Here is a 13,464-nt window from a genome sequence, read left to right as displayed (position 1 = left end):
ATGGTGAAAAAAGATAAAGACATGTCCGGAAAACAGAAGGCGGCCCTTCTTTTGATATCCCTTGGTCCTGAAGTGTCCGCTTCCATCTATAAACACTTGTCGGAAGAGGAGATCGAGCGGCTGACACTGGAAATCTCGGGTGTGCGCAAAGTCGAGTCCTCCGTCAAGGAGGAGATCATCGAGGAATTCCACAATATCGCGCTTGCCCAGGACTATATTTCACAGGGCGGCATCGGGTATGCGAAGACCGTGCTGGAAAAAGCTCTCGGGAAGGAACACGCGCAGGCAGTCATCAACCGGCTGACCTCCTCGCTGCAAGTTCGTCCGTTCGATTTCGCACGGCGCACGGAACCTAGCCAGATCCTGAACTTCATCCAGAATGAGCACCCTCAGACAATCGCGCTCATTCTGTCTTACCTGGAGCCGGAGCAGGCAGGGATGATCCTCTCATCACTGCCGCAGGAAGTCCAGGCGGATATCGCGAAACGGATTGCCACGATGGATTCGACATCGCCGGAAGTGATCAGCGAGATCGAAGCGGTCCTCGAGCGGAAACTTTCATCGACCGTGACACAGGACTACACGGATACCGGCGGTGTGGATGCTGTCGTCGAAGTGCTGAACGGTGTCGACCGGTCCACGGAGAAGACGATCCTCGATGCGCTTGAAATCCAGGACCCTGAACTCGCCGAAGAGATCAAGAAACGGATGTTCGTCTTCGAAGATATCATCACACTCGACAACCGTTCCATCCAGCGCGTCATCCGCGATTGTGAAAACGAAGATCTCATCCTGTCCATGAAAGTGTCCAGCGAAGAAGTCAAGGATATCCTGTTCAAGAACATGTCGTCCCGGATGGCGGAATCGTTCAAAGAGGAAATGGATGTCATGGGACCTGTGCGTCTGCGTGATGTGGAAGAAGCCCAGACACGGATCGTCGGTACGATCCGCCGTCTGGAAGATGCAGGAGAGATCATCATCGCACGCGGCGGAGGGGATGATGTGATTGTCTAACATATTCAGACCTCAGACGGACCGTCCATCCGGTGTGAAGAAGATCGGCATCCGGAATCTTCAGCCGCAGACGGAACATGCTGAAACACAAACTGCCGCATCGCAGCTGAACCTGGCGGACGTCATCATGGAAAGGGACCGGCTGCTGAACGAGGCGCGGACGAACATACAGATCGAGCAGGCGGATCTGGAGCGGCTCCGTGCTACTGCGCACGATGATGTCGAGGCGATGCGTGCTGCATGGGAAGCGGAGAAAGCTGAACTGCAGCAGAAGGCTTACGAAGAAGCATTCCAGGTCGGTTATGAAGAAGGCATGAAGAAAAGTATGTCGGACATGCAGGAAACAATCCGGAAAGCGAATGAGACAGTGGAAACCGCCCGGCAGAATGGGGAGGCATACTTGGAATCGCAGGAACGCCTGATTCTCGAGATCGCCGTCAAATCGGCGGAACGGATCATCGGCCAGCAGCTTGATGAGGACCCGGACCTGTTCCTGTCGATCGTCAAACGGGGATTGAAAGAAGTTCGCGAAATGCGTGATATCAAAGTGTACGTGTCGCCGGACTGCTATAAGCTCGTTTCCGACAGCCGGGAGGAACTGGCATCTATCTTCCCGCCGGATGTCCCGATGCTGCTGTTCGTCAACGATGAGTTCGACAACGATGAATGCTATATCGAGACGAATCACGGCCGGATCGTCGTCAGTGTCGATGAGCAGCTGAACGAATTGAAGGAGCGCCTTGTGGAGTTATTGGAAAGCGAGGGCTGATCATGAAAAAAGCTGAACAACTTTCTGAAAAGATATCCAGCGTGAGAACGTTCAAGAAATACGGGCGTGTCGTCCGTGTCGTCGGGCTGATGATCGAATCGAAAGGACCGGAGAGCTCGATTGGCGACCTCTGTGTCATCCATTTGAACCCTACGGACGATTCAGATTCGAAAATTCTGGCGGAAGTCGTCGGATTCCGTGAAGAAATCGTCATGCTGATGCCGTATACAAACGTCACCGACATATCGAGCGGCTGCTTAGTGGAAGGCACGGGCAAGCCGCTCGAAGTGAAAGTGGGCATGAATCTGATCGGAAAAGTGCTCGATCCGATGGGACAGCCCATAGACCACTCACAGCTGCCGAAAGGACTGGCAACTGTCAGGACCGAACAGAACCCGCCGAACGTCCTGACCCGGCCGACCATCAACGACAAGATCTCCGTCGGCGTCAAGGCGATCGACGGAATGCTGACAGTCGGCGCTGGACAGCGTGTCGGAATCTTCGCCGGTTCCGGTGTCGGTAAAAGCACCCTGCTCGGGATGATCGCACGGAATACGACTGCAGATATCAACGTCATCGCGCTCATCGGAGAGCGGGGACGGGAAGTCCGGGAATTCATCGATCGTGATCTTGGGCCGGAAGGACTCAGCCGGACGATCGTCGTTGCAGCAACTTCCGACCAACCGGCCCTCATGCGTATCAAAGGGGCATTCACAGCGACTGCGATTGCAGAGTATTTCCGCAACAGAGGGATGAACATCATGCTCATGATGGATTCGGTGACCCGTGTCGCCATGGCGCAGCGGGAAATCGGCCTGGCTGTCGGGGAACCGCCTGCCACGCGCGGCTATACCCCTTCCGTGTTCGCCATTCTGCCGAAACTGCTGGAACGTTCCGGCACGAACGAATTCGGGGCAATTACCGCATTCTACACCGTCCTCGTCGATGGGGATGACATGAACGAACCGATTGCAGACGCCGTGCGGGGAATATTGGACGGTCATATCGTACTCGACCGGACGCTCGCCAACAAAGGCCAGTATCCGGCCATCAATGTCCTGAAAAGCGTCAGCCGGCTCATGAACCACATCGCCGATCCGGAACATGTGAAAGCGGCTGAAAAACTCCGTGAACTGTATTATACGTACGATAAATCCGAGGACCTCATCAATATAGGTGCCTATAAGAAAGGCACGTCACGGGAGATCGATCAGGCGATCGAGTATGAGCCGCTGATCACGCAATTCCTGAAACAGAGCTACAAAGATAACATCACGCTGGAAGAAAGTGTCGAAGAGCTCATCGCGCTCGCTCCAGGGGGCGGTCAGACGTGAAACCTTATCAGTACCGCTTCGAGAAAGTGCTGAACTACCGGGAACAGGAAAAGACCGAGACCGAGTCGGCGTACAAGCAGTCCATCGAAGATTTCGAGACGATCGCCACCGAGCTGTATGACCTGCTTAAACGGAAAGAGACTGTGCTCGAACAGCAGCAGGAAAAGATGTCTGTCGGATTTGCGGTCAATGAAATCCATCACTACGCAAGATTCATCGACAGCCTTGAAGCGAAGATCACCTCCGTCCAGCAGCAGGTCATCCAGGCACGAGGCAAGATGACGTGGTACGAAGAGAAACTTTTGGAAAAGACGATCGAAGTGAAAAAATACGAAAAGATGCGGGAAAAAGACCGGGAAGCGTACAAGGTGGAAATGGAGCAGGACGAAGCGCAGCGCCTGGATGAACTGTCCACGATGAAATTCCGCAATAACGAAGATGGGTGGTAAGCCGGTGAAACGTAAAAAGGACAAACAAACTGAACCGTATAAAGAACAGAGCAGAACCGGCGGCATCATTCAAATGCTGCTTGCGTGGTTCATCATCCCTCTTATTTTCGCTGTTGCTGTCCTGCTGATCATCGCAAAAGTGGCGGACGTGGATGTCGTCCAGAAAGCGAAAGATCTGACAGGTTCGATTCCGCTGCTGGAGCAGAAAGAACAGCAGGCCTCCAAGAAAAAGGATGAAAAGATACTGGAAGAACGCATCACTGCCCTGAAAGAAGAAGTGAAACAGAAAGAACAGCAGCTGCAGGACATTCAAGATGATCTTAGGAAGTCCGATGAAAAGAATGAGAAGCTGGTGCTGGAGCAGGATAAGCTGCAGGCACAGATCGCCGCTCTGAAACGGTCCAGTGATGAGACGAAGCAAGAGATCGGCCAGCTCGTCGCCACCTATGAAAAAATGTCCGCCAAGTCATCGGCGGCCGTCATCGCCAAAATGGATGAGGCGCAGGCACTGCAATTACTGTCCCAGATGAAGGCTGACACACTGGCTGCGGTGCTGGAAAAAATGTCACCCGAAGATGCAGCGAAATATACTGCCCTTTTGGCCAAATGATGATATAATCATAAAGTAATAGATTTTAACTTCGGAGGTGAAAACATGAATGCAGGTTCAGTACAGGCAGTCCCGGCTGCTGCAGGCAGTCAGCTTGGCGGAAAGTCCGCTCCAAGCGCGAAAACCGGTGGGTTCTTCGGAGCTGTCCTGGCTGGTATGACACAGACTTCTATTCCATCTGGTGCCGTTGATGCCGATATGGAACAAAACAAAGCGGTATCTGATGCGGCAGCCGTCCTCGGTTCCGAAGATATTGGCAGTCTCGCAGAATCGCTCAGCGGGATGACAGGCATTCCTGCGGATGAGCTGCTCGAAGGCCTGGAGCAGGTCAAAGGCTCATCGAAACTGTCCGACTGGGCAGATCTTCTCGGTATGGATATGCAGGAGGTTTTCGAGACGCTTAGCCCTATGCTGGAAGACGCTGGAGTCTCCAAAGAGCAGCTGGCGGAAATCGCATTCTCGGATGATATTTGGCCGCTCATCAATGCGGCTGCAGAGCATGCACCGGAACTCGCGGGCAAACTGCAGGAAATGATTTCGAGCAAAAACGGTGAAACATCACCACAGCAGGCAGTAAAGGCTTCAGTGCTGCTGAAAACATTGTCAACTGTTCTCCCATCCAAGGATCTATTGGGCTGGCAGCAGGAAAACCTGACCGAATTGAAGGAACTCGCAGGAAAGCTTGCATTGGCCGCTGAACAGACAACAGAGTCGCAAACTTCTGTAAAGAACCCGGACTTCGGTATGCTGCTCAGAACAGTAAATAGCGCCTCGCATCACGCTCAGGCGGTTCAGTCTGAAGAACTGAGCGGGAAAGCGAATGCTGAACAGCCGAAAACAATTGTACAGGCCCTGGCAGCAGTTTCCCAGACAAGTGACAATGAAACGAATTCCGACAAGAAAAGCGAACAAAATCATGCATCGCTTCTTCAAAATTCGACAGTACAGCCGATAGTATCCAAGAACGTTTTCAGTCTGGAAACACCTGAACAGAAGCCCGCAGGCCAGGCAGAAGCACTGCTCTCGAAATTGCAGAGCCTGTTCAAACAGACGAATTTCGGCCAGCTCGGCGGCACGAACCGGCTGCTCGTGAAACTTTATCCGGAGCATCTCGGACAAGTGCGGATCGAACTCGTCCAAGTGAACGGTGTCATGACCGCAAGGATCCTCGCGTCCACGGCGCTCGGCAAGGAGATGCTCGACAGTCAGCTGCACCAGCTGCGCCAGTCACTCAGCCAGCAGAATGTCCAAGTGGATCGGATCGACGTCACCCAGGCGGTGCAGGACCCATCGCGGAATGACCGCAGCCAGCAGTTCTCCCAGCAGCAGTTCAAGGGAGAACAGGAACAGCCGGAACAGCGGGAATCCGAACCGGAGGATCAGCAGACGTTCCAGGAGTTCCTAATCGATTTGGAGGGATGAACTAATGGTGGACGGACAGCGCCCGATCACGGAATCGATGTACCTCATCAACAAGCAGAGGGATGAACGGAAAACAGGACAAGGCACACTCGGCAAAGATGACTTCATGAAACTGCTCATCGCCCAGCTGCAGAACCAGGACCCGACCAACCCGATGAAAGATAACGAATTCATCGCACAGATGGCACAATTTTCATCACTCGAGCAGACGATGAACCTTGCGAAAGCGTTCGAGAAGTTCGCAGAGACGACGAACCAGAGCCAAATGATCCAATACAACTCTTTCGTCGGAAAAGAAATCAAATGGCACAAAGTGGCTGAGGAGCCTGACAAAGAAGGCAACCCGGTCATCACAGAAGGCACAGGGACGATCGCTTCCATCAAATACGTCAACGGCTCAGTCGTGTTCACGATGAAAGACGGACAGGAACTCTCGCCGGGCAACATATCGGAAGTACTCACAGGAAGTGTCAGCACGAACAGCCTCGTCGAAGCGAGCATGCTCATCGGCAAGACCGTCACCTATACGGACGGCGAAGCCGAGAAAACAGGCACCGTGAATTCCGTTTCGAACAAAGATGGAAGACTGATGTACATCCTGGACAACGGGGACAAAATCGAAGGCAGCCGATTCACAGCAATCAGCAAATAACAGACAGAACGGAGCAGCGACATGGAACCACTCAATATCCAGCGCCTCCAATCGCATCCGCCGCTAAGACCCGGACAACCGACAAAACCGACACCGGCAACGTCATTCGCCGCACAGCTGAACAGTGCCCTGGCACCGGCTCCGCTGAAAGTCAGCAAACATGCGACCGCCCGGCTGTCAGAACGCAATATCGTCATCACAGATGCAGAATGGGCACGCGTCACGGACAAAGTGAACGAGGCGAAAGCGAAAGGAATTCGCGACTCCCTCGTACTGATGGACCAGGCCGCACTGATTGTCAGCGCCAAAAACTCCACAGTCATCACAGCGATGGACCGCACGGAAGCAAAAGACCAGCTGTTCACAAACATCGACGGCACAATCGTACTCAGCTAAGCAGCAAAACGGCAGGACCTCCAGAAGCGGGGATGCCGCCGCACTGCCGACCGACAGAGGCAGATGCATTCTACAATCCGAGAGGGGAAAACATAATATGTTACGCTCAATGTACGCAGGAATCTCAGGACTCAAAAACTTCCAGACCAAACTCGACGTCATCGGTAATAACATTTCTAACGTGAATACTTATGGGTTCAAGAAGGGCCGTACAATCTTCAGTGATCTTTACTCACAAACTGTTTCGGGGGCTTCTGGATCTACCACGACACGTGGCGGTGTAAACCCTAAACAGGTTGGGTTGGGTTCTCAGCTTGCTGCTATTGACACACTCCATTCTCCAGGGTCTACTCAGTTCACAGGACAAACACTTGACTTGGCAATTGAAGGTGATGGGTTCTTTATGGTCGTCGACCAGGATACAGGAATAAAAACAAATCAAACTTTCACACGGGCTGGAAACTTTTATTTGGATAAAAATGGAGCTTTAGTAGATGGCAACGGCAAATACTTAGCTGGCGCCAAAGCTACTGTTACAGGTGGTGTATACCCAGACGCTGAGGGGTCTCCCACTATTAGTAAAAATTCGACATCAGGCGAATTGTCTGTTAGTACAGGTGCAACTCTCGCAGCTCCAATCACAATCCCTAACGACGCTCAATCTATGTCCATAGGAAACGACGGAAAGATTACTTTTGTAGACGCGGAAGGTAAACTAAAGTATGCAGGACAACTAGTCATGGCTAAATTCTCCAATCCTGGTGGTCTAACAAAATCAGGTAATAATTACTTCATTGAGAGTTCCAACTCAGGAGTACCAAACCTATCGACCGGCGGGGCAAATGGAGTAGGAGTAGTCAAATCCGGCTCCCTGGAAATGTCCAACGTCGACCTTTCCGAGGAATTCACAGAAATGATCGTCGCGCAGCGCGGATTCCAGGCGAACACGCGGATCATCACAACATCCGACGAAATCCTCCAGGAGCTCGTCAACCTGAAACGATAACCAGCTCTGAGTTTCTAAAACGCTGGCTGTCGTGCCTTCAGCGCAGGACAACGGTTTTTAGCAGGATAAGACATATTTCATTTGCCAAAGGAGGGTCGGGCCGGCTCTTATGCCCGGCCCTTTACATATGATAGAAGTGACACGCCTGAACGGAGCGCCGTTCCATCTGAATGCGCTCTACATAGAAAAAGTCGAATCCATGCCGGATACGAAAATCACACTGACGACGGGCACGACCTATGTCGTACTGGACTCCCTCGAGACGGTCAACACCCGGATCACCGAGTTCTACCGCACCGTCCAGCTGCTGTCGAATCCCCACTTGCGAGGTGAAGAAGATGAAGAATAAAGTCCTGACCGTCTCCCTGATCATCCTGGTGTCCATCACCCTCGTCGGTGTGGTCGGCCTGATCCTGGTCCTCCAGTTCAACAAAGGGGACGCCGCGCCGAAAGAGCCATCGATCGATGAGATCATCGAGGCTTCCGTCGACGTACCCGAAATCACGACGAACCTGAGCGGCCGGCAGTTCATCCGGATCTCGCTGAAGATCCAGACGGAGAACAAGAAAGCAGCCGAAGAACTGACGAAACGTGACTTCCAGGTCAACAACCTCGTCATCCAGGAACTGTCTGAAATGACAGCAAAAGATTTCGAAGGCAAAGCCGGCAAGCAGAAATTCGAAGACGCCATCAAGGCGCAGCTCAATCCTCTCATGAAAGAGGGCAAGATCGAGAAAGTCTATATAACATCCTATATCATCCAATAACGCTTACGCTTGAGCGGCACAAGGAGGTGGCCCCATGTCGGGAGATATCTTATCGCAAAATGAGATTGATGCACTGCTGTCCGCCATTTCCACAGGTGAAATGACCGCGGACGAAATGAAGAAAGAGGACGAAACGAAGAAAGTGAAAGTGTATGATTTCAAACGGGCGCTCAGGTTCTCGAAAGACCAGATCCGCAGTCTGACGCGGATCCATGAGAACTTCGCCCGGCTGCTGACAACGTACTTCTCGGCGAAGCTCCGGACGTATATCCAGATCAACGTTGCGTCGGTCGACCAGATTCCTTTTGAGGAATTCATCCGCTCAATCCCGAACATGACCCTTCTCAATATATTCGAAGTTCCGCCCCTTGAAGGCAACATCATCATGGAAGTGAACCCGAACGTCGCCTATTCCATGCTCGAGCGGCTGATGGGCGGATACGGGGAAAGCTCCGGCAAAATCGACAATATGACGGAAATCGAGACGAAGATCCTCACCTCGCTCTTTGAACGGTCATTCGACAATTTGCGGGAAGCATGGGCTAATATCGCGGACATCGATCCGTATCTGGCTGAAATGGAAGTGAATCCGCAGTTTCTGCAGATGATTTCGCCGAACGAGACGGTCGTCGTCATTTCATTCAACATTGTCATCGGCGAGTCGAGCGGGATGATCAACATCTGCATCCCGCATGTCGTCCTCGAGCCGATCGTCCCGAATTTGTCGGTCCAGTACTGGATGCAGACGAACAAGAAGGAACCGACACCCGAACAGAGTGTCGTCCTCGAGAAGCGGATCAGGAAAGCGAGCCTTCCCGTTGTTGCAAACTTGGGGGAGGGCACGATGACCGTCGAGGACCTGTTGTATCTCCAGCAGGGGGATGTCATCCAGCTCGATACCGCATATGACGACCCGCTGACGATCGAAGTGAGCGGTGTTCCGAAATTTACAGCACAGCCCGGCCATCTGCGCAACCGGATGGCTGTCCAAATACTAGATACCCTGATTGGAGGGGATGACGAAGATGATGAGTGATAATATCCTTTCACAGGAAGAGATCGAAGCCCTCCTGCGCGGCGAATCCATCGACACGGGAGGCGAGGCGGAGAACGGCGGCCAGCAGGAAATCCGTACGGAGGACTACCTGGACGATATGGAACAGGATGCTCTCGGGGAGATCGGCAATATCTCTTTCGGAAGTTCCGCAACCGCGTTATCCGGGCTGCTTGGCCAGAAAGTCGAAATTACAACACCGACCATCTCGGTCATCGATCGCAACGATCTCGATACGGAGTTTGTCCATCCGTACGTTGCGGTAGGCGTCGAATATACAGCCGGTCTGAGCGGTACGAACCTGCTCGTCATCAAACAGAGTGACGCTGCGATCATTGCGGATCTCATGCTCGGCGGGGACGGCCTGTCGCCGGATGAAAGTCTCGGTGAAATCCATCTGAGCGCTGTACAGGAAGCGATGAATCAGATGATGGGGTCTGCGGCGACAAGTATGTCGACCGTATTCAACAAGAAAGTCGACATCTCGCCTCCGACGATCGAGCTTCTTGATGTCCAGGCGGATGAAGGCACGGACAGCATCCCGAACACCAATCTGCTGATCCGGGTGTCATTTAACTTGAAAGTCGGCGAACTGATCGATTCGAACATCATGCAGCTATTCCCGCTGGACCTTGGCAAGGAGCTTGTCGCTGCACTCGTCGGCGACCCGGCAGCTGAAGCGGCACCGACAGTCGCGGAACCTGAACGGATGAGACCGCAAGAGCAGGCAGCACCTGCGCAGGAGCCGCCGCGCCAGGAACCTTCCTACCAGCAGCCGGTCCAGCCCCAGTATGATCATTCACAGCAGCAGACGTCACAGCCGGCTTACGCCGAACCGCAGCAGCAGCTGCCTCCGCGTCAGCAGGCACATCAGCAGCTCGATGTGCAGCAGGCGCAGTTTGCAAGTTTTGACGCACCTTCGCTTTCCCAGTCGGAGGCTTCGAACCTGAACCTCCTGCTGGATATCCCGCTCCGCGTGACCGTCGAACTCGGCCGGACGCAGCGGTCGGTCAAAGAGATCCTTGAAATGTCGAGCGGCTCCATTATCGAACTCGACAAGCTGGCAGGGGAACCAGTCGATATCCTCGTCAACAACCGGAGGATCGCCAAAGGGGAAGTCGTCGTCATCGACGAGAACTTCGGTGTCCGGATCACTGATATACTGAGCCAGACAGAACGGTTAAACAATTTACGCTAAAACTTGGAGGTCATTGCTATGTCAAAACGTATTCTAATTGTAGATGATGCTGCATTCATGCGCATGATGGTGAAAGATATTCTCTCTAAAAACAACTTTGAAGTCGTCGGGGAAGCGGCAGACGGCGCCCAGGCGGTCGAGAAGTATTTCGAACTCAAGCCGGATCTGGTCACGATGGATATTACAATGCCGGAAATGGACGGGATTGCAGCATTGAAGGCCATCAAGGAAAAAGATCCGAATGCGACAGTGATCATGTGTTCGGCAATGGGTCAGCAGGCGATGGTCATCGATGCGATCCAGGCAGGTGCAAAAGACTTCATCGTCAAGCCTTTCCAGGCGGACCGGGTTGTAGAAGCGATTGAAAAAGCACTCAGCTGATCCGTTCTTCCGTACGAAAGCAACCCTTTTCCTGATCATCTGCCTCGCGGTCGTACTGGCCGCGGGGATTCCTTCTGAAGTGGCGCATGCCGAAAAAGACACATCGGTCACCGATTATCTGAAGAAGAACAAGGAAGAGGACAAAGGAAAAGAGCCTGTCAAAGCGGAACAGCCGCCTGCTGGCGAAGAATCGCCTGCTGATGCGCCGGCGGTCGGCCTGTCCGTATGGGATTATGTGAAGACAGGGCTTGCCCTGCTGTTCGTCATCGCTCTCATCTACGGCTTGGTGCGGCTCGTGAATGCACGCAACCGGATTTCGCAAAACGGCAAACTCATGAAGAACATGGGCGGCCTGTCCCTCGGCCAGCAGAAATCGGTCCAGCTTATCGAAATCGGCGGCCGGTTCTATCTGATCGGTGTCGGGGAAGACGTCCGTCTGCTGAAAGAACTGACAGACCCCGAAGAGATTGAACAGCTGACTGCCTATTATGAGCAGGAAGCGGATACCGTGCAGCACAGTCCGATTCTCGGGCTGCTGGAACGCCTGAAAGCCGGGAAGCGGAACCCATACCAAAAACAAGAAGACCCGGGGAACTTCGGGAATGTATTCAAAACGAAGCTGACTGAAATCGAGAATGAGAGGAAGCGAAAGCTGAATCAGCTGACGGAGAAGGAGCGCAATCGGAATGACTGATTTCATGCAATTTTTTTCGGATAGTGATCCGGGTGCAGTATCGACATCCGTCAAGATGCTTCTTCTTCTGACTGTCCTTTCACTGGCACCGGCAATCCTGATCCTGATGACATCGTTCGCCAGGATCATTATTGTTTTGTCATTTGTCCGGTCGGCGCTAGCGACCCAGCAGATGCCGCCGAACCAGGTGCTTGTCGGACTCGCGCTGTTCCTCACCTTCTTCATCATGGCGCCGACGTTCCAGCAAGTGAATGACCAGGCGCTGACGCCGCTGTTCAATGAAGAGATTTCACTCGATGAGGCCTATAGCAAAGCGAGCGTCCCGTTCAAGGAATTCATGGGGAACCATACACGCCAGAAAGACCTTGAACTGTTCCTGCGTTACAATAATGCGGACAGGCCGGAGACGATGGAGGATATCCCGCTTACGATGATGGTGCCGGCATTCGCCCTCAGCGAAATCAAGACCGCGTTCCAGATGGGCTTCATGGTGTTCATCCCGTTCCTGGTCATCGATATGATCGTCGCCAGCGTCCTCATGTCGATGGGGATGATGATGCTGCCGCCGGTCATGATTTCGCTGCCATTCAAGATCCTGCTGTTCGTTCTCGTGGACGGCTGGTATCTGATCGTCAAATCACTGCTGCAGAGCTTTTAGGAGGGATCCGTGTGACAGGAGAAATGATAGTGGATTTTGCTGAACGATCCGTCTGGGTCATCCTGATGGCATCCGGCCCTCTTCTCATTGTCGCACTTGTGACAGGGCTTGCAGTCAGTATCTTCCAGGCGACCACGCAGATCCAGGAACAGACTCTCGCATTCGTCCCGAAGATCATCGCCGTCATGGTGGCGATCGTGTTTTTCGGCCCGTGGATGCTGTCGAAAGTGACCGCCTATGCGATCGACATTTTTGACAACCTGTCCCGGTATGTAGGGTAACGGGAATGGAAGCGTTCCTTCCCTTCGTCTCCGTATATTTATTGGTACTGACCCGGATTGCCGCATTTTTCGTGACGATGCCGCTGTTTTCGTATCGCGCCATCCCTCCGGTCATGCGGATCGGCATAGCCGTCCTGCTGTCCTGGGTGCTCGTCTTTACACTGGATGCCCCCCAGGTCGACATCAATGGGGAATACATACTATTAGTTTTGAAAGAAGCGGTCATCGGATTGTCGATCGGCGTTATCGCGTTCATCGTCATGGCGGCCATCCAGGTGGCGGGCGGGCTGATCGATTTCCAGATGGGATTCGCCATCGCGAACGTCATCGATCCGCAGACGGGTACGCAATCACCGCTCCTCGGCCAGTTTTTCAACTCACTCGCGCTGCTTCTGCTGCTTGCGGTGAATGGTCATCATGTCCTGCTTGACGGCATGTTCTACAGTTACCAGTTCCTGCCGATCGACCAGGTCTTTCCGCACTTCGGGAATGGGGATGCCGCCCATCTTGTCTTACGGACAGTGGCGGCCGTGTTCGCGATTTCGTTCCAGATGGCGATCCCGATCGTCGCGACTTTGTTCCTGGTCGACCTGGCCCTCGGCATCACCGCGCGGACTGTGCCGCAGCTCAACATTTTCGTCATCGGATTCCCGATCAAGATCGGTGTCGGGTTCCTTGTCCTGTTCATCATGGGTTCGGTCATCGTGGCCATGATGCAGAAAATCTTTGAAGTGATGTCGATCAGCATGAGGGATCTGATGGTGCTGTTAGGAGGATAA

18 protein-coding genes are annotated in these 13,464 nt (G+C 53.2%); all 18 read left to right on the top strand.

The window, feature by feature from the left end; translation table 11 throughout:
* Positions 1-1,014: a flagellar motor switch protein FliG gene (gene fliG / locus QWT68_RS07075; RefSeq protein WP_040286863.1), complete on the top strand. Its 1,014-nt coding sequence runs from the start codon at positions 1-3 to the stop codon at positions 1,012-1,014.
* Positions 1,007-1,783: a flagellar assembly protein FliH gene (fliH, locus tag QWT68_RS07070; RefSeq protein WP_290150311.1), complete on the top strand. Its 777-nt coding sequence runs from the start codon at positions 1,007-1,009 to the stop codon at positions 1,781-1,783. Before fliG ends, fliH begins: the two co-directional genes overlap by 8 nt.
* A gap of 2 nt (positions 1,784-1,785) precedes the next feature.
* Positions 1,786-3,117 carry a flagellar protein export ATPase FliI gene (gene fliI, locus QWT68_RS07065; RefSeq protein ID WP_290150310.1) on the top strand — a complete coding sequence of 444 codons (1,332 nt, stop codon included), beginning with the start codon at positions 1,786-1,788 and terminating at the stop codon, positions 3,115-3,117.
* Complete coding sequence (gene fliJ, locus QWT68_RS07060) at positions 3,114-3,566, top strand: flagellar export protein FliJ (protein WP_040286861.1); 453 nt, start codon at positions 3,114-3,116, stop codon at positions 3,564-3,566. The genes fliI and fliJ overlap by 4 nt, the downstream gene beginning before the upstream one ends.
* Before the next feature lie 4 nt (positions 3,567-3,570).
* Complete coding sequence (locus QWT68_RS07055; RefSeq protein ID WP_290150309.1) at positions 3,571-4,176, top strand: MotE family protein; 606 nt, start codon at positions 3,571-3,573, stop codon at positions 4,174-4,176.
* Between the two features lie 45 nt (positions 4,177-4,221).
* On the top strand, positions 4,222-5,598 hold the full coding sequence (locus QWT68_RS07050; protein WP_290150308.1) for a flagellar hook-length control protein FliK: 1,377 nt from the start codon (positions 4,222-4,224) through the stop codon (positions 5,596-5,598).
* 4 nt (positions 5,599-5,602) lie between these two features.
* The gene (gene flgD / locus QWT68_RS07045; RefSeq protein WP_290150307.1) at positions 5,603-6,250 is read left to right on the top strand and encodes a flagellar hook assembly protein FlgD; all 648 of its coding nucleotides are present in this window, start codon (positions 5,603-5,605) and stop codon (positions 6,248-6,250) included.
* Between the two features lie 21 nt (positions 6,251-6,271).
* Positions 6,272-6,646, top strand: coding sequence for a TIGR02530 family flagellar biosynthesis protein (locus QWT68_RS07040; protein WP_290150305.1), 375 nt, complete (start codon positions 6,272-6,274; stop codon positions 6,644-6,646).
* Positions 6,647-6,743: 97 nt separating this feature from the next.
* Positions 6,744-7,652: a flagellar basal body rod protein FlgG gene (gene flgG, locus QWT68_RS07035; RefSeq protein ID WP_290150303.1), complete on the top strand. Its 909-nt coding sequence runs from the start codon at positions 6,744-6,746 to the stop codon at positions 7,650-7,652.
* Positions 7,653-7,779: 127 nt separating this feature from the next.
* Complete coding sequence (locus QWT68_RS07030; protein ID WP_040286857.1) at positions 7,780-8,001, top strand: flagellar FlbD family protein; 222 nt, start codon at positions 7,780-7,782, stop codon at positions 7,999-8,001.
* On the top strand, positions 7,991-8,419 hold the full coding sequence (gene fliL / locus QWT68_RS07025; RefSeq protein WP_040286856.1) for a flagellar basal body-associated protein FliL: 429 nt from the start codon (positions 7,991-7,993) through the stop codon (positions 8,417-8,419). Before QWT68_RS07030 ends, fliL begins: the two co-directional genes overlap by 11 nt.
* Before the next feature lie 34 nt (positions 8,420-8,453).
* Positions 8,454-9,455 carry a flagellar motor switch protein FliM gene (gene fliM / locus QWT68_RS07020; RefSeq protein ID WP_290150302.1) on the top strand — a complete coding sequence of 334 codons (1,002 nt, stop codon included), beginning with the start codon at positions 8,454-8,456 and terminating at the stop codon, positions 9,453-9,455.
* Positions 9,448-10,671 (top strand): flagellar motor switch phosphatase FliY, encoded by a 1,224-nt coding sequence (fliY, locus tag QWT68_RS07015; protein ID WP_290150461.1) that lies wholly within the window; start codon positions 9,448-9,450, stop codon positions 10,669-10,671. The genes fliM and fliY overlap by 8 nt, the downstream gene beginning before the upstream one ends.
* Before the next feature lie 18 nt (positions 10,672-10,689).
* A complete protein-coding gene (locus tag QWT68_RS07010; protein ID WP_040286854.1) occupies positions 10,690-11,052 on the top strand; it encodes a response regulator in 363 nt (120 codons plus the stop codon).
* Complete coding sequence (locus QWT68_RS07005) at positions 11,033-11,746, top strand: flagellar biosynthetic protein FliO (RefSeq protein WP_290150301.1); 714 nt, start codon at positions 11,033-11,035, stop codon at positions 11,744-11,746. Before QWT68_RS07010 ends, QWT68_RS07005 begins: the two co-directional genes overlap by 20 nt.
* The gene (gene fliP, locus QWT68_RS07000) at positions 11,739-12,404 is read left to right on the top strand and encodes a flagellar type III secretion system pore protein FliP (protein WP_040286853.1); all 666 of its coding nucleotides are present in this window, start codon (positions 11,739-11,741) and stop codon (positions 12,402-12,404) included. The genes QWT68_RS07005 and fliP overlap by 8 nt, the downstream gene beginning before the upstream one ends.
* Before the next feature lie 23 nt (positions 12,405-12,427).
* Entirely contained in the window at positions 12,428-12,685 is a 258-nt protein-coding gene (fliQ, locus tag QWT68_RS06995) for a flagellar biosynthesis protein FliQ (protein WP_431312219.1), read from the top strand.
* Between the two features lie 5 nt (positions 12,686-12,690).
* The gene (gene fliR, locus QWT68_RS06990; RefSeq protein ID WP_290150297.1) at positions 12,691-13,464 is read left to right on the top strand and encodes a flagellar biosynthetic protein FliR; all 774 of its coding nucleotides are present in this window, start codon (positions 12,691-12,693) and stop codon (positions 13,462-13,464) included.

The sequence above is a fragment of the Sporosarcina trichiuri genome (genome assembly GCF_030406775.1).
In the GTDB taxonomy this organism is placed as follows: Bacteria; Bacillota; Bacilli; order Bacillales_A; family Planococcaceae; genus Sporosarcina; species Sporosarcina trichiuri.
Note: the sequence above shows the minus strand (reverse complement) of the source record. Positions and strands in the feature narration are given on the sequence as shown.